The sequence below is a fragment of the Nonomuraea sp. AD125B genome (assembly GCF_041402765.1).
Taxonomy (GTDB): domain Bacteria; phylum Actinomycetota; class Actinomycetes; order Streptosporangiales; family Streptosporangiaceae; genus Nonomuraea; species Nonomuraea bangladeshensis.
On record NZ_JBGLOU010000003.1, the window covers coordinates 122,744 to 142,751 of the forward strand.

Below are 20,008 nucleotides of genomic sequence, written 5' to 3' on the forward strand. Positions count from 1 at the left end.
CGGCCGCCGCGCGGCGGCCGGTCCTCACGTCGGCCGGCTCTCCTCGGGGACATGCCCCGGGGCCAGGTCGGCGAAGGGCAGCGGGCAGTCGGGGCAGGTGCAGTGCGTCAGGCTGTCGCAGCCGGCGCTGACCACCTGGCCCAGCGCCATCCTGATCGTGGTCAGGTCGGCGATCTTCGCGTCCACTTCGGCGATCTTGGCCTGGGCGCGGGTCCGCAGGTCAGGGGTGGGATGGCCGCGCCGGCCCGTGTCGAGCAGCTCGGCCACCTCGTCCAGGGTGAAGCCGAGCCGCTGGGCCGCCTTGATCACGGTCAGCAGGGTGACTGTGTCCGGTGGGTAGGCGCGGTGCCCGCCGGGGCTGCGGGCCGGTTCGGCGATCAGCCCCCGGCGTTCGTAGTAACGCAGGGTCTGCGGGTTGACCCCGGCCCGCTCGGCGACCTGCCCGCTGCGCAGGTACGGGCCGTCCTGCCTCACGCCGGTCTCCCCGCGCGCCCGGCCAGCGCGTCCAGCACCTCGACGTGCTCCGGCGGCACCACCACCTCCAACCCGAGACCGCCGCCCGCGATGGTGAGGACGAAGGTGAAGAAGGAGCAGCAGCCGCTCTCCCGCGCCGCCAGCTCGGCTGCCATCGCGGCGTTGTCCGGGCTGAAGGCGAGCTCCAGCAGCAGCCGCTCCCGCGCGGGACGGCGCACGGTCCGGACGGTCCCCGCGAACAGCGCGTCGAACTCGGCCACCCGCAGGGGCCGCTCGACCGTGGGCAGCGTGCACGCGTCGGGAGCCCACACCTCATCAGGGGCGAGGTTTTTCTTCATCTCCCGACGTTAAGCCTGTACCTGGGTACCGGATGCAAGAGGAGGTCGCGGATCCGTGGCACCGCCGGGTGCCCGGCGGGGGCGACGGCCAGGAAGCGGGCGAGCGTGCGGCGGCCTCGCTCGGGCTCGATGGCCAGTTGCGCGGTGCCGAGGACGAGCAGCAGGTCGGCGTCCCGTGACCGGCCGCCGGCCATGCGCTGAAGCAGGGACACCGCCTCGGCGGCCCGGCCCGTCTCGATGAGCTGCAGGCCGAGCAGGGAGAGCGCGGCGCGGTCGTCCGGACGCCGGCGCAGTGCCTCCCGGTAGGCGCCTACCGCGCCCTCGTGGTCGCCGGCGGACGCGAGCAACCGTCCCCTGGCCACCGGGTCGTCGGGCTGGTCCGCCGTCACGGGTCGCGCGGGTTCGTGACTCACCCGGACGACGACGGCCCCCGCGACGAGGGCCAGAACGCCGAGCGCGGCCAACGCGACCACGGGAACAGCGGCGCCACTCCTGCCGGGCACGGCCCCGGCGTCGGCGGCCGACGGTTCCCGGCCGCGAAGCGCCATGCGCCGCCACCGCCGTGCGACCGGCGGCGCCAGGACGGCCGGTCGTGGCATCGTCAGGGCGGCCGACGACGCCACCGCCACGAGGGCCGCCGCCAGGGCCGCCGCGGGGAGCGCCCAGAGGGCCAGCGGCAGCCCCTGCATCGGCGGGGAGAGCAGGATCCACTCCCCGTAACGCTGCCGGAAATGTCGAAGGATGTCGTCATCGCCGACGCCGGCGCGCACCAGGCGCTCGATCTCGGCCCGGACCGACAGGGCCATCGCCGAGGACGACTCCGCCGCCGACACGCCTGCGCAGTCCGGGCAGCGCAGCATCGCGGCGAGGCCGTGCGTACGCTCGGCCAGACCGGGCTCCCGCTGCGCGGAGTTCCAGAGCGCCAGTGCGGCGAGCACGGTCAGGATCAGTGCGGCGAGCCTGGCCATCACGGGTCCAGCAGCGGCGGCACGCGCGCCTCGATCCAGCCGGGGGTGAGCGTGCCGATCAGGCGGTCGACGACGAAGCCGTCCCGGTCGAGGAGGAACGTCTCCGGCACGCCCCGCGCCCCCAGTTCGAGTGCGAGCCGCCCGTCGGGGTCGGACAGGTGTGGGAAGGACGTCGCGCCCGTCTCCGCCAGGAACGCGCGCGCCGCGCCGGCCGCGTCGCGCAGGTCCACCCCGAGCACGTGGACGCCGCGCAGGTCGCGCGCGGCGGCGACGAGCAGCGGGAACTCCTCGCGGCACGGGTCGCACCAGGAGGCCCACACCGTGACGAGGACCGGGCTGCCGCGCAGATCGGCGAGCGTGAACGGCCGCCCGTCGAGCGTGCGACCGGCCAGATCGGGCCTGCGCCGCTCGGGCGCGACCCACGTCCCTTCCCGGCCGTCGCCGAGAGCGTGGACGAGCACGACCACCAACATCGGCACCACGACAGCGACGACCGCGACAACCGACAGCCGCCTCATGCCGACGACACCCCACCACGCCGGGCCGTCCGCCGGGCCGCCCCTGAGGCCGCTGGGGGCCCTGGGGGCGCTGAGGGAGTGGACGGCTCGTCCGGACTGAATGGCTCGTCCGGACTGAATGGCTCGTCCGGGCTGGAAGCCCGCTCGGACGGCCCCGACCGTCCGGTGGTGCGGGTTCGCTTGCGGCCGACCGGGAGCAGCGCGAGGAGGCCGCCCAGGGCGGTCACGCCGCCGCTTGTCCAGAGCATCCCCATGAGGGGGTTCACCGCCACCCGCAGCATCACCGCGCCCCCCTCCTGGTCGATCTCCGTCACGGACACGTACAGATCGCCCGCGAACCCCCCGTGGACGGCCGGTCGGGCGACCGGCGAGCCGCCCCTGGCGGGGAAGAAGACGAGCGTGGGTCGCAGCACCCCGACGAACCGCCCCTCCCGGGTGACGGTGACGCGGGCGGTCGCCGTCATGGCGTCACCGGTCCGCGCCCGTTCGACGCCGTCGAGCCGCACGCTGTAGCCGCCGGCCGGCAGGGAGCCGCCCTGCTGGATCCGGCCCTGGTTCTCCTCGGCGTACGCGGTGGAGGCGGCGATGGCGACGGCGGCCAGGGCGACCCCGGCGTGCGCGAGCAGCGCGCCCGCGCGCCTCCGGTCGAGCCGTTGGCGAGCCGAGGGGCCGGGCAGGCGTCCCGCGAGCGCCGCCAGCGCGAACGCCGCCGCCCCGAACGTGACCAGGGCCATGACGGGATGGCGGTCGGTGAACCCGAGGCAGGCGACGGTGGCGGCCCCCACGGCGACGGGCACGGCCAGGCCGCGGCCCGCGCGGCGTACGCCCGCTCCCATGAGGACGACCAGCGCCAGCAGGCCCGGCACCACGGTGCGGTCGTAGTACGGCGGCCCGACCGACACCTGCTCGCCGTGGAGAAGCCCGGCGACGGCGGGGAACAGGGTGCCGAGCAGCACGGTGCCGGCCAGCACGGTCAGGAGCGCGCAGCCGAGCAGGAGCGCCGGGTCCGGCCGGCCCGCCGGCCGCGGCCGCCGCGCGGAGCGCCGGGCGAGCAGCCCGCCCGCGCCGACCAGCGCGACCGTCAGCAGCCCGAGCAGCGCCGGTCCGGCCTCCGAGCGGGTGAAGGAGTGCACGCTCGCCACCGCCCCGCTCCTGGTCAGGAACGTGCCGAGCAGCACCAGCAGGAACGCCCCCACGGCCAGCGGCGTCGTCCAGGTGACGAGCGCCCGCGTACGGACGGCGTGCAGCAGCGCCGTGGCGAGCAGCCAGGGCATCAGGGACGCGTTCTCGACGGGGTCCCACTCCCAGTAGCCGCCCCACCCGAGCACCCCGTACGACCACCACGCGCCGAGCACGATCCCGGCGGTCAGCGGGACCCACGCGGCCAGCGTCCAGGCCCTGATGCGCGCGGCAGCCGTGCCACCGGTGACGAGGCAGGCGACGCCGTACCCGAAGGGCGCCACCAGGGCGGCGAACCCCAGGTAGAGCAGCGGCGGGTGCACCCCCATCAGCGGGTGGCCGCGCAGCAGCGGGTCGGGGCCCGGCCCGTTGGCCGGGACGGGGTCGGCCGGGACGAAGGGGTCGGCGGCGAGCGCGGTGAGCGCGAAGAACGCGGCGCAGACGAGCATGACGACGGTCATCGCCACCGGCTGGAGCGGGTCGCGGGCCCGCGCGGCGACGGCGGCGACGCCGGCGAGGATCAGCAGCCACAGCACCAGCGACCCTTCCAGCGCCGACCACAGGCTGGTGACCGTGAAGAAGAGCGGCACCTCGCGCCCGCCGTGCCGGGCCACGAACCCCACGCTGAAGTCGTGCGTGACGAGCGCGGTCTCCAGCAGCAGGAAGGCGAGGATCGCGGCGACGAGCGCCGCCGCCGTGCCGCCGACCGCCAGGGCGCGGCTACGGGCACGGCTCCGGGCGCGCGGCCAGGTGAGCGCGGCGGCCAGCGACGCGGCCAGCCCGGACCACAGCGCGGCGGAACCCAGGACGTCGATCACGGCCGCGCGGCCCGTCGGTCGGACACGGGCTTCCTCCCGGAGTACGGATCGGAGGGAGGCAGGGCCAGCATCGCCCCGACCGCGGCGATGGACAAGTTTCCCCAGGTCGCTGGCGTGGCGAGCGGGCCGCGTCGAGGCACCGGGTTAGCCTGCGCGGACAGGGGGGACGGGAGGCTCCGAGCGTGGCGGCAACGAAGATCGGGCGCGTGGCCGCGGCCTGCGTGCCGCTCCTCGCCGCGTCCTGCTCCGCCGGCGCCCCGTCGGCGTTGTCGCCGGGCGGTCCCGGCGCGGCGCGGGTGGCCGATCTGTGGTGGCTGCTGTTCGGCATCGCCGTGGTGGTGTGCGTCGTGGTCACGGTCCTGGTGCTGTGGGCGGTCGTGCGACGCCGCGACGCGAGCGCGCGCACCGCGACGGGACGCCGGTTCGTCGTGGTGTGGGGGCTCGCCGTCCCGGCCGTCATCCTCACCTTCACGTACCTGACCGGCCTGGACGGCATGCGGGCGTTCGAGGACCCGCGCGACCCGAAGGCGCTGACCGTCGAGGTGACCGGCCACCAGTGGTGGTGGGAGGTCCGCTACCCCGCCTCGCACTTCACCACGGCCAACGAGATCCATGTGCCGGTCGGGCGCACCGTCCACGTACGGCTCCGCACCGCCGACGTCAACCACAGCTTCTGGGTGCCGCAGCTCACGGTGAAGACCGACCTGGTGGCCGGGCGGGTCAACGACATGTGGTTCACCGCGAACCGGCCCGGCCTGTTCCGTGGGCAGTGCGCCGAGTACTGCGGCACCCAGCACGGCCGGATGGCCCTGCACATCGTGGCCGAGCCGGACGCCGCCTTCAACGCGTGGCTGGCCAGGCAGGCGCGGCCGGCGACCGCGGCGGGCGAGGGGCGGCAGGTGTTCGAGGCCGCGTCCTGCGCCTCCTGCCACACCGTCGCCGGGACGTCCGCGGCGGGCAGGCAGGGGCCGGACCTGACGCACGTCGGCGGGCGCCGCTTCCTCGGCGCGGGCACCCTGCACAACACGCCGGCCAACCTGGCCGCCTGGATCGCGAACGCGCAGGCGTACAAGCCGGGCAACCGCATGCCGCCGCAGCCGCTCGCGCCGGAGCAGCTGCGCGCCGTCACCGCCTACCTGGACAGTCTGGAGTAGCACGTGGAGACCGTCACCGGGGCGCGGGCGAGCGCCGCCGAGCGCGTCGCGCGCCACTGGCAGGAGCCGCCCGGCCTGCGCGGCTTCCTGACCACGGTGGACCACAAGCGCGTGGGCCGCCGCTACCTGGTGACGGCCTCCGTGTACTTCACGCTGGCCGGGCTGGAGGCCGTGGTGATGCGCACCCAGCTCATCGCCCCGAACGCCGGCGTGGTCGCGCCGCAGACCTACAACCAGCTCTTCAGCCTGCACGGCACCGCGATGATCTTCCTGTTCGCGACGCCGGTGCTGTTCGGGTTCGGCAACTTCCTGTTCCCGCTCATGCTGGGCACCAGGGACATGGCCTTCCCCCGGCTGAACGCCTTCGGCTACTGGGTGTTCTTGCTGGCGGGGGTGCTGATGTTCGGCAGCCTGCCGTTCGGGGCCGCGCCGGACGGCGGGTGGTTCGCGTACGTGCCGCTCACCGGCCCTCGTTTCGCCCCCGGCCCCAATCTGGACGTCTACACGCTGGGGCTGCTGTTCCTGGGCGTGTCCACGACGGCGGGCGCGATCAACTTCATCTCCACCGCGCTGAAGCTGCGCGCCCCCGGCATGACGCTGAACCGGGTGCCGGTGTTCGTGTGGGCGCTGGTGGTCACCTCGTTCATGGTGGTGTTCGCGCTGCCGCCGCTGAACACCGCCAACTTCCTGCTCTTCCTGGACCGCCGGTTCGGCACGCACTTCTTCAACCCGGCCGCGGGCGGGGACGCGGTGCTGTGGCAGCACCTGTTCTGGCTGTTCGGCCATCCCGACGTGTACATCATCGTGCTGCCCGCGCTCGGCATCGTCTCCTCGATCGTGCCGGTCTTCTCCCGCCGCCCGATCGCCGCCTACAGCCTCATCGTGCTGGCCACGGTGGCGACCGGGGTGATCAGCTTCGGGGTGTGGGTGCACCACATGTTCGCGGTGGGCCTGCCGCAGCTGTCGCTCACGTTCTTCTCCGCCGCCAGCATCGTGGTGTCGATCCCGGCCGGGATCCAGGTCTTCTCCTGGCTGGCCACCATGCTCATGGGCCGCGTCGTGCCGAAGGTGCCGATGATGTGGGCGGCCGGGTTCATCGTGGTGTTCACGATGGGCGGGGTGACCGGGGTGATGTTCGCCGTCGTCCCCTTCGACCAGCAGGTCACCGACTCCTACTTCGTGGTCGCGCACTTCCACTACGTGCTGTTCGGCGGCGCGGTGTTCCCCGTCATCGGCGGGCTGTTCCACTGGTGGCCGAAGCTGACCGGCACGATGACGAGCGAGCGGGCCGGGCGCTGGGCGTTCTGGCTCACCTTCGCCGGGTTCAACCTGACCTTCCTCCCCATGCACGTCTCCGGGCTGCTGGGGATGCCGCGCCGGGTCTACACCTTCCCGTCCGGGATCGGCTGGGAGCCGTGGAACCTGGCCGCGACCGTCGGGGCGTACCTGCTGGGCGTCGGGCTGCTGGTCGTGCTCGGCACGCTCTGGTACGCGCACCGGCGCGGCCCGGCCGCGCCCGCCGACCCGTGGGGCGGCGAGACGCTGGAGTGGGCGGCGGCGTCACCGCCGAAGCCGTACGACTTCGCGGTCATCCCCACCGTCCACAGCCTGCACCCGATGTGGGACGAGCGTTCGCGCGCCTCCCTCGCCGAGGGCGCGACGTCCGAGGCGCGGGTGCTGGCCGACGGGCATCTGGTGCTGCGCACGTCGGAGCTGGACGGCGAGCCGGAGGGGCCGCTGGAGATGCCGGAGCACTCATGGGCGCCGATCGCGGCGGCGGGCGCGCTGTTCCTGGCCGTCGCCTCCCTGCTGTTCGACCGGCCCGGCTTCGCCGCCGGCTTCGGCGTCGCGACCGCGCTGGTCGTCGTCCGCTGGCTCTGGCCGAAGGAGGCCGCCCGGGCATGAGCGCGATCGACGAGATCACCGAGCCCGCGGCGCTGAGCAGCGCGCCCAAGGGCCGCACCCCTGCCTGGTGGGGGATGGTGCTGTTCGTGGCCACCGAGGCGACGCTGTTCGCCTGCCTGCTGGCCTCGTACTTCTACCTGCGGTTCCTGACCTCCGCGGAGTGGCCGCCGCCGGGGATCAAGAAGCCCGAGCTGGCCAAGCCGCTGGCGATGACCGGGCTGCTGCTGATCAGCAGCGGCTGGATGGCCTGGGCCGACTGGGCGATCAGGCACGACCGGCGGTGGCTGCTCAGGGTCATGCTGGCGCTCACGCTGCTGTTCGGCGCGGGTTTCCTCGGCGTCCAAGCCACCGAGTACGCCACCAAACTGTCGGAGTTCACCTGGACCACGAACGCCTACGGCTCGCTGTTCTACGTCATCACCGGCTTCCACGGCACACACGTCTTCACCGGCCTGCTCATGGTGGGCTTCACGCTGGTGGCGGCGCTGGCCGGCAAGTTCGGCCGCACCCATCACGAGCGGGTCCGGATCGTGTCGTTCTACTGGCATTTCGTGGACGGGGTATGGCTGGCCATCCTGTTCTCCCTCTACCTGAGCCCGCACCTGTGAGCACGCGGCCGAGCACCCGGCGGGCGGCGCGGTGGCTGCTCGCCTTCGCCGTCGTGGGCGGCGTGCTGGCGTGGGCCGCGCACCTGCTGGTGGCCTGGGCCGTGGTGGAGGTGGCCTGCTCCATCGGCCACCCCGAGGTGGCCGGCATCCCCGTACGCCTCTTCGCGCTGCTGGCCACCGTCCTGCCCGGCGTCGTCGCGGTCGCGGCGCTGGCCGTCGCGTGGCGGCTGCGGCTGCGTCACCTGACCGAGCCTGAGGGGCGGCGGGAGCGGCGGGCGAGGTTCCTGGCCGAGCTGGGGCTCGGGCTCGACGCGTTCTCCTGCCTGATGATCCTGTTCGGCGCGGTCGCGGTGGCGGTGCTGGCCGCATGCGGGTGACGGTCCTGCGGGCGCTGCACCATGCGGCCCCGCACCCTACGGCCCCACACCCCACGGCGCTGCACCATCACGCCGGCGGGCTGGACCTGGCCGGGGTGGCGCCGGTGGCCTGCTGGCTGGTCCTGGCCGCCGCCGGCTACCTCATCGGGCTGCGGCGGCTCGGCGGCCCCGGCCGTTCGCCGCGGGCGGGCGCGCGCCGGCTGGGCCGGGTCAGGGCGTGGGCCTTCGCGGGCGGGCTCGGGGCGGTCGCGGCGGCCCTGCTGCCGCCCCTCGACGCGGTCGCCGACGAGCGGTTCTCCACCCACATGCTGCAGCACATGATCCTCGTCTCGGCGGCCGGGCCGCTGCTGGCCGCCGGCTCCCCCGGCCTGCCGCTCACCCTGGCGCTCCCCCGGCGGGCGCGGCGGGTGCTCGCCCGGGCCAGGCACGTCCTGCGCCGGGTGCCGAGGCGGCCGGTCGCGGCCTGGGCCGCGCACGTGGGCGTGCTCTGGCTCTGGCACCTGCCCGGCCCGTACGAGCTGGCGCTCCGCGACCCCGTGGCGCACCTGGTGGAGCACACCTGTTTCCTGGGCACCTCGTACCTGCTGTGGACGCACGTCCTGTCGTCCTCCCGGTCGCGGCTGAACCCGCCCGCCGCGATCCTCTACCTGTTCGCCACGGCGCTGCCCAGCGCGGCGCTCGGCGCGGTCCTCACCCTGGCCGGGGCGCCGCTGTTCCCCGGTCAGGCGGCGGCCGCGCTCGCGTCGGGCGCCGACCCGCTGACCGATCAGCAACTGGCCGGGCTGGTCATGTGGATACCGGCTGACCTGGTATATCTCGGCGCGATCTTTGCCGTCTTCCTCGCGTGGATGGACGGGCCCCGGGAAATGAGCGCTCCGAGGCCGTCCGTCGCCTCGCCGGCGTCCGGAGGTGAGCGATGATCGAGCGCGTGCTCGCCGGAACGCCGTCCCCGTCCCCGCAGGAGCGCGGCAGGGACCTGTTCGGGGCGCACTGCGCGACCTGCCACGGCCAGGGGGGCGTGGGCAGCGACCGCGGCCCGTCGCTCAAGGGCGTCGGCGCGGCCAACGCCGACTACCAGCTCTCGACGGGACGCATGCCGATCCCTCGGCCCGACGTGCGCCCCGAACGCCATCCGCCCGCGTTCACCGAGGCCGACATCGCCGCGCTCACCTCCTACATCGCCGCGCTCGGCCCAGGGCCGGCCATCCCCCGGGTCGGGCCGGGGGACGTGCGGCTGGGCCGCGAGCTCTACCTGGCCACCTGCGCCTCCTGCCACTCCGGCGCGCAGTCGGGCGGCACGCTGGCCCACGGGCTGGCCGCTCCCCCGCTGCTCCACTCCACACCCACGCAGATCGCCGAGGCCGTGCGGATCGGCCCCGGTGCGATGCCCGCCTTCCCGCCCTCGGTGCTCGGGGACGCCGAGCTGGACTCCATCGCCTCCTACCTGACCACCACCCGCCACCAGCTCGACCACGGCGGCAACCCGCTGGGCGGCATCGGCCCGGTCGCCGAGGGCGCGGTCGCCCTGCTGGTCGGGCTCGGCCTGCTGCTGCTGTTCATCCGCCTGATCGGGAAGAGGGCGCCATGAGCGATCCGGGGCGGCGGGCCGAGCGCGGCATCGCCGTGGCCTTCGCGGCGACCGTGCTCGGCGCGGTGCTGGCCGCGACCGGCTACGTGACCGGAAGCGACCGGCTGCTGCTCGGGCTCGGCTTCTGCCTGGCCTTCGCGGGGCTGGCCGCCGGGTTCACGCTGTGGGCGGCCCGGCTGCTGCCGCAGGGCCCGTACGTCGAGGAGCGCGAGCCGATGCGCTCCCCGCCGGAGGAGCGCGAGGCGCTGGAGTCGGAGTTCGAGCCGCCCGCCGGCCGGCTGCCGCGCCGCATGCTGACGGCGGCGCTCGGCACGCTCGGCCTGGCCGGGCTGTTCCCGCTGCGGTCGCTGCTGGTGCACGGCCCCTCCCCCGCGGTCGCGCTGGCCACCACCGCCTGGCAGGACGGCGTGCGCCTGGTGGACCAGGACGGCTACCTCATCCGGCCCGAGCGGGTCCCCCGGGGCACGATGCTGACGGTCTTCCCCGAAGGCCACCGCGACACCGGCGACAGCATGGCGCTGCTGCTGCACGTGGACCCGGCCCGCCTGGACCTGCCGCGCGGCCGCGAGAGCTGGACGGTCGGCGGCATCATCGCCTACTCCAAGCTGTGCACCCACGCCGGCTGCCCCGTCGGCCAGTACATGCGGCCCGAGGAGCGGCTGGTCTGCCCGTGCCACCAGTCGGTGTTCGACGTGCTGCGCGGCGCGGAGCCGGTGTTCGGTCCGGCCGCCCGGTCGCTGCCGCAGCTGCCGCTCAGGCTCGGGTTCGACGGGGTGCTGGTGGCCGCCGGCGACTTCCACGAGCCGGTCGGCGCGGGCTACTGGAGGCCGATGTGATCCTCCGCCTGCTGGGGCGGGCCGGGTGGCGCTGGGTGGACGGGCGGCTGCGGGCCGCCGAGATCACCAGGACCGCGCTGGCCAAGGTCTTCCCCGACCACTGGACGTTCATGCTGGGCGAGATCGCCCTCTACAGCTTCGTCACGCTGGTCGCGACCGGGGTGTTCCTCACCTTCTTCTTCGTGCCAAGCACCGCCGAGACGATCTACGGCGGCTCGTACGCGCCGCTGCACGGCGCGTCCGTGTCGGCCGCCTACGCCTCGGCGGTCGAGCTCAGCTTCGACGTGCGCGGCGGGCTGCTGTTCCGGCAGGTCCACCACTGGTCGGCGTTGATCTTCCTGGGGGCGATCGCGGCGCACGCCTGCCGGATCTTCTTCACCGGCGCGTTCCGCAAGCCGCGCGAGATCAACTGGCTGGTCGGCGTCACCCTGCTGCTCACGTCGCTGGCCAACGGCTTCGTCGGCTACTCGCTGCTGGACGACCTGCTGTCCGGCACCGGGCTGCGCATCGGCTACTCGATCGCGCTGTCGGTGCCGGTGGTCGGGTCGTGGGCGGCGTTCCTGCTGTTCGGCGGCGAGTTCCCCGGCGACCTGATCATCTCGCGCCTGTACGGCCTGCACGTGCTGCTGCTGCCCGCGCTCATCGCCACGCTGATCGCCGCGCACATGGCGATCCTGATCCGCCAGAAGCACACCCACTTCCCCGGCCCCGGGCGGCGCGACAGCAACGTCGTCGGCTCCAAGATGTGGCCCACGTACGCCTTCCGCTCCCTCGCCCTGCTGTCCGGCGTGCTGGCGGTGACCTTCGGCCTGGGCGGGCTGGCGCAAGTCAACCCGGTGTGGATCTGGGGGCCGTTCAAGCCGGCCAACGCGACCACGCCGGGCCAGCCCGACTTCTACATGGGCTGGGTGGAGGGCATGATCCGGCTGTTCCCCGCGGCCGAGTTCCGGGTGTTCGGCTACCTGGTGCCGTCGCCGTTCCTGCCCGCGGTGGCGCTGCCGCTGCTCATGGTCCTCGTCATGTACGCCTGGCCGTGGCTGGACCGCCTGGTCACCGGCGACCGGGGCCGGCACCACGTGGACGCCCGCGTCAGGGACCGTCCCGGGCGGACGGCGGTGGGCGCGTGGGCGGTGGCGCAGACGGGGCTGCTGCTGTTCGCCGCCTCCGACGACCTGATCGCGCGCTGGCTGAAGGCTCCCGTGGAGGACGTCGTCGCGGTGCTGCGGATCGTGGTGCTCGCCGTGCCGCCGGTCATCGGGGCGGTGGCGTACGTGCTGGCGCGGGCTCTGCGGGCGCATCCGGAGAGCCGGCTCATGACGCTGGAGCCCCGGTACGTCGGCGAGGCCCTGGGCCTGTCCCGCGCCCGGCGGCCCCGCCGTCCGGCACCGGGGCGGCTCGGTCACCGGCCCGACGTGCCGGCGGAGGACGCGCCGCGGGTCGCGGAGGCGGGAGGCCGGCATGCGGGTTGAGGTGTGGCGGCAGCCGAACGGCTACTGGCGCTGGGCCTACTACGAGGGGAACACCTGCCTGCTCAGCAACTCCGAGTACACGAGCGAGGAGGCCGCCCGGCACAGCGCCGACACGGCCTACCCGCCTCCTTCCGGCGACGGCGAGCCGCGCTCCCGCACCGGCCGCCTGCTGAGCCGCTGGTTGGAGCGCTTCCTCCTCGCCGTTGTCGCCCGGCGGCTGCTGCGGCGGGTGCGCCTCCGCCGCGGTCACGGACGGGGTGGATAGATTGACACGGTCACGCACGGTGATGACGGGAGGAGGGGGCATGCGACCGTCCCTGACAGGCTCGCTGGTCTCGGCGGGAGCCGCGACGGCCCTGGTCACGGGCCTGGCGGTGGCGCCGCCCGACGCCGTGCAGGGCGAGGTCCAGCGCCTCATGTACGTGCACGTGCCCGCCGCGTGGACGGCCTACCTGTGCTTCACCGCGGTCTTCGCCGCCGGGCTGCTGCGGCTGCGGCACCCCAGGCCGGAGCTGGACCGGATCGGCAGGGCCGCGGCCGAGGTCGGCGCCGGCGTCACCGCCCTCGCCATCGCGCTCGGCATGGTGTGGGGGCGGCCGGTCTGGGGCGTGTGGTGGACCTGGGACCCGCGGCTGACCACGACGGCGTTGATGCTCGCCGCGTACGTCGCCCACCTGCTGGCCGGGCGGCTCGCGGGCGGCCGGGCCGCGGCGCTCGCCGGCTGCGCCGGGTTCCTGACCGTGCCGCTCGCGCACGGCTCGGTCCTGTGGTGGCGGGCGCTGCACCAGCCGCCGACCGTGCTCAGCCCGGAAGGGCGGCTCCCGATCGCGGCGCCCATGCTGGCCGCGCTGATCCTGGCGACGGCGGCGTTCACCGCGCTGGCGGCCTGGGTGGTCGCGCGCCGCGTCCGCTCGCTCGCCGCCGCTCCCCCGCCGCCGCTCCCCGCCGCGCCCGTGCCCGCGGGAGCCGCGCGATGAGCGGCTGGCTCTGGGTCGCCGCCGGCTACCTGCTCACCGTGGCCACCTGGGCGGGATACGTCGTGTGGTCGGGGCGCACCCCGTCATGAGGAGGCTGCTGATCGCCGCCGTGGCGGTGGTGGCCGGGGGCGTGCTCGTCTTCCAGGCGCTGGGCGAAGGGGCCGTCTACTACCGCACGCCGCAGGAGCTCGCCCAGGACCCGCCGGAGCCGGGCGACCGGCTGCGGGTCGGCGGGCTGGTCGTCGTCGGCAGCGTGCACGCCATGCCCCACGGCGTCGCCTTCACGCTCACCGACGGCGTACGGAACCTGCCCGTGCGGCACACCGGCGAGGTCTCCCCGGTCTTCGCGGGCGGTCAGGGGGCGGTCGTCGAGGGCCGCATGGACGGCGGGGTGCTCCTGTCGGACCGGCTGATGGTCAAGCACTCCAACGAGTACCGGCCGCCGGTCGCGAGCACCCGCGTCGGCCTCACCGAATGGGCCGTGACCGTAGGCGACCCCGTGCTGCGGCCCGGACCGGTGACGCTGGAGGTGACCAACGCCGGGTCCACCGCGCACGACCTCATCGTGACCGGCATCGGCGTGTCGGCGCACACGCCGGTGCTGGCCCCGGGGCAGACGGCGACGCTGCGGCTCGACGCCCCGTCCGGCGCGCTGCTGACCCTCGTGTGCGGCGTCACCGGCCACGAGACGCTGGGCATGACCGGCACGCTCCGCGTCGCCGACCTCTAGGCCCGCGTGCGACGCCGGCCTCTAGGCCCGCGGCCGGCGTCGACCTCTAGGCCCGCGTCCGGCGCCGGCCGCCGGGCTCGCGGGCGTCCCCGGCCGGGCCCTTGGCGAACCTGGTCAGCAGGTTGAGCGTGGCACGCCGGGTGAAGGCGGCGGCCGCCCGCGTCACGCCGTGGCCGCACGCCGCGCCCTTCATCCCGCACACCCAGCGCATCGTGCCGGAGGCGAACACGCCGGCGCCGCTGGGGGCGACGTAGTAGGTGCTGTTGCTCACGGTGGCCCGGCCGCCGCAGTCGACCGGCGACTCGGCCAGCACCTCGACGTCGGGCGAGCCGGCCGACACCTTGTCGGTCTCCACGCCCGCCAGGCCGGGGAAGACCCTGCCCCTGGTCCCCGCGAAGATCCAGTGGCCCGGCCTGGTCACCCGGTAGGCCGCCTCGGCGGGGAAGCAGTCGTACATCTGCCCGACCAGCGCGCTCTCCGGCTTCGACTGCCGCCAGAGCGGGCACTGGATCTCCTTGTCACATTTGACCGTCCTGCCGGACAGCCCGATCCGCCAGTAGACCGCGTTGGCCCCGAGGAAGGCCAGGTTCACGCCCTCGTCGCGGGCCCGGGTGACGACCTTCCGCATCTCCGGCGACCAGTACTCGTCGTGCCCCAGCGACACCACGGCCCGGGCGCCGCGCAGCGCGCCGGGCCGCAGGTCGAGGCTGGTCAGATAGGCCAGCGGCAGGCCGCTCTGCTCGGCCAGCCGGATGGCGTTCCACTCGAAGTCGAGGAAGAGCCGGGCGCCCGAGCCGTCGTAGGGGCGGTCGAAGGTGACCGCGCGTGAGCGGTCGGCGAAGCCGCCGGGGCCCATGTAGAGGCTGCGGCCGCCCCACAGGTTGTACGCCTGCCAGGTGGTGACCGCGTTGACGAGCACGACGCGGCCCTCCGTCGAGGCCGAGCGCACGGTGATCGGGACGTACCGCTGGCCGCCCGTGGAGGCGTCCAGCCGTACCAGGTAGGCGCCCTCGGCCCAGCCGGTGGTGTCGACGGTGAGCGAGGGCGTCCAGTGGGCGGCGGTCACCGTGCGGGCGACGGTCCGCGCCCGCGGCTGCCGCTTCCCGTCGGCCGGCGCGGAGCGCCAGACCCGTACCGGCCGGGCGCCCATCCGGAACGCCGACGCGGTGAAGCGCGGCGCGGTGGTGGAGACGAGCAGCCGGAACCGCTCACCCGGCAGCACGCTGACGCGGTCGGCGTAGCCCTCGATCTCGTGCTCGCCGCCGCGCTTCGTGATGCGCCAGGGCACGGGCCCGGCGGGCGGCGCCTGCGCGGGCGCGGGGCTCTCGGGAGCCGCGCGTTCGGGAGCGGCGGGCCCGGGGGCCACGGGAGCGGGGACGGAGCAGCCTGCGGCGGCGAGCAGGACCAGGGCGGCGAGGACGTGACGCATGATCACATGCTCACGCCCGGTCCCCTCCGGGCGCCGCCCCTTGGCCAAGTGCTTACTTGTTCCGGCACTCGGCGGGACCTGGGTCAGGCCGTCTCGCCGGCCGCCGCCAGGTATCCCGCCAGCATCGCCAGGCCCACGTCGCGGACCGCGTCGTCGCCCGGCAGGAAGTCGGAGCCGTGCAGGCGGGCGCCGCCGCCGTCGTCCACCCCGACGAACATCATCAGCCCCGGCAGCACCGCCGACAGGTACGAGAAGTCGTCGGCCCCGAACGACCACATCGGCCGGGCGGGTTCGAGCCCGAGCGCGGTCAGGTTCGCGCCGGCCAGGGCGGCGAGCGCGGGGTCGTTGTGCAGGATCGGCTCGCCGTGGGTGATGGTGACCGTGGCCTCGCAGCCGTGGGCGCGGGCCACGAGCTCGGCCACCTCGCGCAGGCGGGCGTGGACGCGCTCGCGTACCGGGTCGCTCAGGGACCTGAGCGTGCCGCTGGCGGAGGCGGAGTCGGGGACGACGTTGGGCGCGCTCCCGGCCGCGAGGGTGGAGACGCCGAGCACGGCCGAGCTGGTCGGGTCGACGTCCCGGCTGACCACCCGCTGGAGGCCGACGATGACGTGGGCGAGGGCGAGCACGGGGTCGCTGGTCAGGTGCGGGTAGGCGGCATGGCCGCCGCGGCCCCGTACGACGACGGTGAACTCGTCGGCGGCGGCGTTCACCGTGCCGGGGGTGGCGGCGACCGTGCCCGCGGGGAGCGTGGGCTGGACGTGCGCGCCGATGACGGCGGTGAGCTCCTGCCCGGCCAGCAGCGGCGATTCGGCGATGTCGCGCGCCCCCGAGGGATAGGTCTCCTCGCGGGGTTGCAGCACCGCCACCAGCGGCGCCGCGTCGCCGGTGGCCGCGACCGCGCGGGCGAGCGCGACCAGCGCGGCGAGGTGCACGTCGTGCCCGCACGCGTGCATGCGGCCGGGGGTGCCGGACGCCCAGGCGACGCCGGTCCGCTCGGTCACGGCGAGCGCGTCGAGCTCGGCGCGGACGCCGATGGCGGGGCCCGGTCCGCCGACGCGTACGAGTGCGCCGGTCCCCGCCACCAGGTGCGCCTCGTCGCCGGGCAGCTCGGCGAGCACGAGGTCGCGGGTGGGGCCCTCCTCACCGGACAGGTCGGGGGCGGCGTGCAGTCTGCGGCGCAGCTCGCCGGCCGCGGGCAGCTCCTTCTCCAGCGCGGTCAGCAGGCGGGCCGCCAGGCTCGTGCTCACGCGGCGCCCTCCAGGCGGTACACGCGCAGCGCGTTGTCCGCGCCGATCATGCGGGCCACCCGTACGGCGTCGCGCTCGCTCCACTCCCCGGCGTCGACCCAGTGCCGCAGGGCGCGGCCGAGGCCGCGGCGGAAGAGGTGGGCGCCCAGGAAGTGCAGCTCGGCGGGGCCCCAGGCGTCGGACGAGAACAGGGTCTTGGCGAACGGGGCCAGCTCCAGCGACTCGGCGATCAGCTCGGCCGAGCGGCTGCCGGTGTAGTTCACGCCGAGCCCGACGTCGAAGTAGACGTGCGGGAACACCTGCGCGAGGTAGCCGGCGTTGCGGTGGTACGGGTAGCAGTGCAGCAGCAGCACGTCCATGCCGGTCGGCTCGACCAGCTTGAGCCACCGGGTGAGCAGCAGCGGGTCGCACAGGTGCAGCTCGACGTCGGGGTCACCGTACCCGGCGTGCAGTTGCAGCGGCAGGCCGCGCTCGGCCGCCGCCCACAGGCCGAGGCGCAGCAGGACGGGGTCGCTCACCCGCCACTCCCCTGTCCGTTCGGCGTCGGCGAGCCAGCGGCCCGCCGCCGCGACGGCCTCGCGGTCGCCGGGCGGGGCGGGGTCGAAGGCGAAGCCGTGCCGGTAGGCGACGATGCTCTTGAGCCCGACGGCGTGCTCCGTACGGCGGCGCAGCTCCTCGCGGAAGCGGCCGGGCAGGTCGGCGGCGGCGACGCCGGACGCCGCGACGTCCTCCATCACCCGTTCGACCCGGACCACCTCATGGGCGGGCCGGCCCGACACGGCCGTCATCCCGGCGGGGCTGAGCACGTCGTCCCCCCGGTAGCCGGTCTCGACCAGGTAGCGGCCGATACCGCTCGCGGTGAGCAGCAGCCGGTTGACCTCGGCCGCGCCGAGCTCGGCGCGGCGGGACATGTACTCCTCGGGGGAGGCGTGCGCGGGCAGCCCGAGCACGGGCGCGCACCAGCGGCGGATGGCGAAGCCGATCTGGGAGTCGAACTGCGTCATGAACGCGGGGATCGGGCGGTCCGACTCGGTCACCAGCGTCTCGAACACGTCCCGGCCGAGATCGTCGGCGGAGGCTCCGTGCACGTGGTGGTCGACCAGGGGGAGGGCGCCGAGTTCGGTCTCCAGCGCGGCGCCCGGGGTCTCAGTAGACATCGGCGACCTTCCTGCAGAGCTCGTGGGAGGGCAGGCCCGCGACGTGGTCCAGCTCGGTCCGCTTCACGGTGAGGAACGTGTGCAGCAGCTCGGGCGGGAACCAGCCGCGCGCCACCTCGTCGGCTTCGAGCGCGGCGAGCGCCTCCGGCAGCGACGCGGGCAGCGGGGGCTCGCCGGCCAGGTCGGCCTCGCTGCTGGACTCGGGCCAGACCCGGGCGGGCTCGCCCGCCGCCAGCCCGGCGAGCCCCGCGCGGACGAGGACGCCCAGGACCAGCCACGGGTTGGCGGTGGCGTCCGCGGCCCGGTACTCCAGGTGGAGCTGGGCGGCGGGGTCGGCGTCGCCGATCGCCACGGTGGGCGCGATGCGCAGCAGCGCCTCGCGGTTGCGCTCGGCGAGGAACACCCCGCCGGAGCTCCACCGGTGCGGGGTGAGCCGGATGGAGGAGGAAGGGCTGGGCGCGGTGACGGCCACGACCGCGCCGGCGTGCTCCAGGACGCCGGCGGCGAACGCGGCGGCCACGGCCGACAGCCTGCCGGGGGCGTCGGCGTCGTACATGACGGGGCCGCCGCCGTCCGCCCGCCGCAGCGAGAAGTGCACGTGGACGCCGTTGCCGACGGACTCGGGGTCGGCGATCGGCGCGAACGTTGCCCGGTGGCCGCGCCTGCGGGCGAGGTCGCGGACGAGCTCGCGGAGGAGCACGGCGCGGTCGGCGGCGACCAGGCCGGATGCGGGCCGGAGGGTGATCTCGAACTGGCCGGGGCCGTACTCGGGCAGCCAGGTCTCCGGCTCCAGCCCGGCGCCCTCCAGCAGCGTGACCAGGTCGGTGCCGAAGGGCTCGGCGCGGCGGGCGCGCTGGAAGGAGAACGGCGGGTCGTCACCGGGCTCGCCCCCTTCGAGCATGAACTCGTGCTCGAAGGAGGCGTGGATCTCCAGCCCGGCGCGTTCGCGCAGGTCGTCGAGTGCGGCGCGGAGGAAACCGCGCGGGCAGCCTGGCCAGGGGGAGCCGTCGAGGCCGGTCTGGTCGGCGAGGTAGAGCCGGGCGCCGGGCGTCCCCTCGTCCGCCGGCAGGTCGATCGCGGTGGCGGGGTCGGGCATCAGCCGCAGGTCGCCGACCGAGCCGAACACGTTGCCGTCCGCGAGGTCGCCGAAGCAGTTCAGCGCCAGGTTGGCCGGAACCCAGCCGACTCCGCCGCGAAGCGTCTGTTCCAGCCTCGACACGGGCGCGGCCCGGCCGCGGACCTGCGCCGCGAGGTCGCAGGTCGCCACGAAGACGGTCCCGGTGGTCATCGCACTCTCCTCCCAGTCCGGTCGGCACGCCCGCGACCGGCTGCCCAAATGAAACATTTGATGCAAATCTCTGGTCAAGAGGGCGAGATGAAATTTATCATGCACGTTACTCACCGCGGCCGGAGAAAAAGCGCAGGTCAAGGCGTTCTCCGCCGCCGAACGGAAGGGCAGCCATGGCCAGAACCTCCTCCCCGGACGGGCTTTCCGGCGCCGTCGCCCTCGTCACCGGAGGCGCCCAGGGCATCGGCAGGGGCATCGCCGAGGCGTTCCGCGACGCGGGCGCGACGGTCGTCGTCGCCGACCTGGACGCCGAGCGGGCCGCCGAGGTCGTGGCGGGCCCCGGCCGGATGTCGGCGCTCCGCCTCGACGTCCGCGACCCGGCCTCCGTGGAGGAGGCGTTCCGCCGCGCCGCCGAGCGGCACGGCCGCCTCGACATCCTGGTCAACTGCGCCGGACGCTACCCCAACACGCCCCTGCTGGACATGCCGCTCGCCGAGTGGGACGACGTTTACGCGATCAACGTGCGCGGCGTGATGCTGACCTCGCAGGCGTTCGCCAGGCTGCCCGGCCGGGACGGCCGCCGGATCATCACCGTCTCGTCGGCGGCGGCCCGGTCCGCCCGGGTGGGCGCGTCCCACTACTGCTCGTCGAAGGCGGCCGTGGAGATGCTCACCAAGGTGCTGGCGCTCGAACTGGCGCCGCTCGGCGTCACGGTGAACGCGGTCGCCCCCGGCCTCATCGAGGTGCCCGCCACGGCGGACCTGGCCCCCGAGTACGTGGCCACCCTGGTCGCCGGGCAGCCGGTGCACCGCATGGGCACGCCGGCCGAGATCGCCCGCGCCTGTCTCTTCCTGGCCCATCCGGACGCGTCGTTCGTCACGGGGAGTGTTCTCGACGTGGACGGCGGTTTCCTGGCGGGAACGGCCCTGCCGCCGAGCTGATCCGCGT

The 20,008-nt window shown here is 74.8% G+C and carries 21 protein-coding genes; 12 read left to right on the top strand and 9 right to left on the bottom strand.

What is annotated here, in order from left to right:
- Nucleotides 1–24: 24 nt before the first annotated feature.
- The 5 genes from ACBR40_RS09915 to ACBR40_RS09935 are packed head-to-tail and all read right to left on the bottom strand — an operon-like array spanning nt 25 to nt 4,295.
- On the bottom strand, nt 25–474 hold the full coding sequence (locus tag ACBR40_RS09915) for a MerR family transcriptional regulator (RefSeq protein ID WP_371248438.1): 450 nt from the start codon (nt 472–474) through the stop codon (nt 25–27).
- Complete coding sequence (locus ACBR40_RS09920) at nt 471–812, bottom strand: hypothetical protein (protein WP_371248439.1); 342 nt, start codon at nt 810–812, stop codon at nt 471–473. The genes ACBR40_RS09915 and ACBR40_RS09920 overlap by 4 nt, the downstream gene beginning before the upstream one ends.
- Nucleotides 809–1,780, bottom strand: coding sequence for a cytochrome c-type biogenesis protein CcmH (locus ACBR40_RS09925; protein ID WP_371248440.1), 972 nt, complete (start codon nt 1,778–1,780; stop codon nt 809–811). Before ACBR40_RS09925 ends, ACBR40_RS09920 begins: the two co-directional genes overlap by 4 nt.
- On the bottom strand, nt 1,780–2,298 hold the full coding sequence (locus tag ACBR40_RS09930; protein WP_371248441.1) for a TlpA family protein disulfide reductase: 519 nt from the start codon (nt 2,296–2,298) through the stop codon (nt 1,780–1,782). Before ACBR40_RS09930 ends, ACBR40_RS09925 begins: the two co-directional genes overlap by 1 nt.
- Entirely contained in the window at nt 2,295–4,295 is a 2,001-nt protein-coding gene (locus ACBR40_RS09935; protein WP_371248442.1) for a heme lyase CcmF/NrfE family subunit, read from the bottom strand. Before ACBR40_RS09935 ends, ACBR40_RS09930 begins: the two co-directional genes overlap by 4 nt.
- 182 nt (nt 4,296–4,477) lie before the next feature.
- On the opposite strand from ACBR40_RS09935, the gene coxB reads away from it, so the two are divergent.
- From coxB to ACBR40_RS09990, 11 genes are all read left to right on the top strand, one after another.
- Nucleotides 4,478–5,449 (top strand): cytochrome c oxidase subunit II, encoded by a 972-nt coding sequence (coxB, locus tag ACBR40_RS09940; RefSeq protein ID WP_371248443.1) that lies wholly within the window; start codon nt 4,478–4,480, stop codon nt 5,447–5,449.
- Between the two features lie 3 nt (nt 5,450–5,452).
- Entirely contained in the window at nt 5,453–7,354 is a 1,902-nt protein-coding gene (ctaD, locus tag ACBR40_RS09945) for a cytochrome c oxidase subunit I (protein ID WP_371248444.1), read from the top strand.
- Nucleotides 7,351–7,962, top strand: coding sequence for a heme-copper oxidase subunit III (locus ACBR40_RS09950; protein WP_344206925.1), 612 nt, complete (start codon nt 7,351–7,353; stop codon nt 7,960–7,962). Before ctaD ends, ACBR40_RS09950 begins: the two co-directional genes overlap by 4 nt.
- Nucleotides 7,959–8,339 carry a hypothetical protein gene (locus tag ACBR40_RS09955; RefSeq protein WP_371248445.1) on the top strand — a complete coding sequence of 127 codons (381 nt, stop codon included), beginning with the start codon at nt 7,959–7,961 and terminating at the stop codon, nt 8,337–8,339. The genes ACBR40_RS09950 and ACBR40_RS09955 overlap by 4 nt, the downstream gene beginning before the upstream one ends.
- Nucleotides 8,330–9,259 carry a cytochrome c oxidase assembly protein gene (locus ACBR40_RS09960; RefSeq protein ID WP_371248446.1) on the top strand — a complete coding sequence of 310 codons (930 nt, stop codon included), beginning with the start codon at nt 8,330–8,332 and terminating at the stop codon, nt 9,257–9,259. Before ACBR40_RS09955 ends, ACBR40_RS09960 begins: the two co-directional genes overlap by 10 nt.
- Nucleotides 9,256–9,927, top strand: a complete 672-nt coding sequence (locus ACBR40_RS09965; RefSeq protein WP_344206921.1) for a c-type cytochrome — start codon at nt 9,256–9,258, stop codon at nt 9,925–9,927. The genes ACBR40_RS09960 and ACBR40_RS09965 overlap by 4 nt, the downstream gene beginning before the upstream one ends.
- Nucleotides 9,924–10,763, top strand: coding sequence for a Rieske 2Fe-2S domain-containing protein (locus ACBR40_RS09970; RefSeq protein WP_371248447.1), 840 nt, complete (start codon nt 9,924–9,926; stop codon nt 10,761–10,763). Before ACBR40_RS09965 ends, ACBR40_RS09970 begins: the two co-directional genes overlap by 4 nt.
- Nucleotides 10,760–12,232, top strand: coding sequence for a cytochrome bc complex cytochrome b subunit (locus ACBR40_RS09975; protein ID WP_371248448.1), 1,473 nt, complete (start codon nt 10,760–10,762; stop codon nt 12,230–12,232). Before ACBR40_RS09970 ends, ACBR40_RS09975 begins: the two co-directional genes overlap by 4 nt.
- Nucleotides 12,222–12,497, top strand: a complete 276-nt coding sequence (locus tag ACBR40_RS09980; protein WP_371248449.1) for a hypothetical protein — start codon at nt 12,222–12,224, stop codon at nt 12,495–12,497. The genes ACBR40_RS09975 and ACBR40_RS09980 overlap by 11 nt, the downstream gene beginning before the upstream one ends.
- Before the next feature lie 40 nt (nt 12,498–12,537).
- On the top strand, nt 12,538–13,209 hold the full coding sequence (gene ccsA / locus ACBR40_RS09985; protein WP_371248450.1) for a cytochrome c biogenesis protein CcsA: 672 nt from the start codon (nt 12,538–12,540) through the stop codon (nt 13,207–13,209).
- Between the two features lie 85 nt (nt 13,210–13,294).
- Nucleotides 13,295–13,939 carry a cytochrome c maturation protein CcmE gene (locus ACBR40_RS09990; protein ID WP_371248451.1) on the top strand — a complete coding sequence of 215 codons (645 nt, stop codon included), beginning with the start codon at nt 13,295–13,297 and terminating at the stop codon, nt 13,937–13,939.
- A 46-nt stretch (nt 13,940–13,985) separates the two neighbouring features.
- On the opposite strand, the gene ACBR40_RS09995 is transcribed toward ACBR40_RS09990, so the two are convergent.
- The 4 genes from ACBR40_RS09995 to ACBR40_RS10010 form a co-directional block, all read right to left on the bottom strand.
- Nucleotides 13,986–15,368, bottom strand: coding sequence for a N,N-dimethylformamidase beta subunit family domain-containing protein (locus ACBR40_RS09995; RefSeq protein WP_371248452.1), 1,383 nt, complete (start codon nt 15,366–15,368; stop codon nt 13,986–13,988).
- 83 nt (nt 15,369–15,451) lie between these two features.
- Nucleotides 15,452–16,615, bottom strand: a complete 1,164-nt coding sequence (locus ACBR40_RS10000) for a M20 family metallopeptidase (protein WP_371248453.1) — start codon at nt 16,613–16,615, stop codon at nt 15,452–15,454.
- Entirely contained in the window at nt 16,612–17,772 is a 1,161-nt protein-coding gene (locus ACBR40_RS10005; RefSeq protein WP_371248454.1) for an amidohydrolase family protein, read from the bottom strand. Before ACBR40_RS10005 ends, ACBR40_RS10000 begins: the two co-directional genes overlap by 4 nt.
- Nucleotides 17,762–19,060: a glutamine synthetase family protein gene (locus ACBR40_RS10010; RefSeq protein WP_344206911.1), complete on the bottom strand. Its 1,299-nt coding sequence runs from the start codon at nt 19,058–19,060 to the stop codon at nt 17,762–17,764. The genes ACBR40_RS10005 and ACBR40_RS10010 overlap by 11 nt, the downstream gene beginning before the upstream one ends.
- A 173-nt stretch (nt 19,061–19,233) precedes the next feature.
- Between ACBR40_RS10010 and ACBR40_RS10015 the strand changes: the two genes are divergently transcribed.
- A complete protein-coding gene (locus ACBR40_RS10015; RefSeq protein WP_364459970.1) occupies nt 19,234–20,001 on the top strand; it encodes an SDR family NAD(P)-dependent oxidoreductase in 768 nt (255 codons plus the stop codon).
- Nucleotides 20,002–20,008 lie beyond the last annotated feature (7 nt).

Bases quoted from the DNA above. Each gene is read 5' to 3' on its own strand.
- ACBR40_RS09970 (WP_371248447.1), top strand. From the start codon at position 9,924: ATGAGCGATCCGGGGCGGCGGGCCGAGCGCGGCATCGCCGTGGCCTTC.
- ACBR40_RS09925 (WP_371248440.1), bottom strand. From the start codon at position 1,780: ATGGCCAGGCTCGCCGCACTGATCCTGACCGTGCTCGCCGCACTGGCG.
- ACBR40_RS10010 (WP_344206911.1), bottom strand. From the start codon at position 19,060: ATGACCACCGGGACCGTCTTCGTGGCGACCTGCGACCTCGCGGCGCAG.
- ACBR40_RS09950 (WP_344206925.1), top strand. From the start codon at position 7,351: ATGAGCGCGATCGACGAGATCACCGAGCCCGCGGCGCTGAGCAGCGCG.
- ccsA (WP_371248450.1), top strand. From the start codon at position 12,538: ATGCGACCGTCCCTGACAGGCTCGCTGGTCTCGGCGGGAGCCGCGACG.
- ACBR40_RS10005 (WP_371248454.1), bottom strand. From the start codon at position 17,772: ATGTCTACTGAGACCCCGGGCGCCGCGCTGGAGACCGAACTCGGCGCC.
- ACBR40_RS09960 (WP_371248446.1), top strand. From the start codon at position 8,330: ATGCGGGTGACGGTCCTGCGGGCGCTGCACCATGCGGCCCCGCACCCT.
- ACBR40_RS09920 (WP_371248439.1), bottom strand. From the start codon at position 812: ATGAAGAAAAACCTCGCCCCTGATGAGGTGTGGGCTCCCGACGCGTGC.
- ACBR40_RS09930 (WP_371248441.1), bottom strand. From the start codon at position 2,298: ATGAGGCGGCTGTCGGTTGTCGCGGTCGTCGCTGTCGTGGTGCCGATG.
- ACBR40_RS09965 (WP_344206921.1), top strand. From the start codon at position 9,256: ATGATCGAGCGCGTGCTCGCCGGAACGCCGTCCCCGTCCCCGCAGGAG.
- ACBR40_RS09990 (WP_371248451.1), top strand. From the start codon at position 13,295: ATGAGGAGGCTGCTGATCGCCGCCGTGGCGGTGGTGGCCGGGGGCGTG.
- ACBR40_RS09980 (WP_371248449.1), top strand. From the start codon at position 12,222: ATGCGGGTTGAGGTGTGGCGGCAGCCGAACGGCTACTGGCGCTGGGCC.
- ACBR40_RS09995 (WP_371248452.1), bottom strand. From the start codon at position 15,368: ATGCGTCACGTCCTCGCCGCCCTGGTCCTGCTCGCCGCCGCAGGCTGC.
- ACBR40_RS10015 (WP_364459970.1), top strand. From the start codon at position 19,234: ATGGCCAGAACCTCCTCCCCGGACGGGCTTTCCGGCGCCGTCGCCCTC.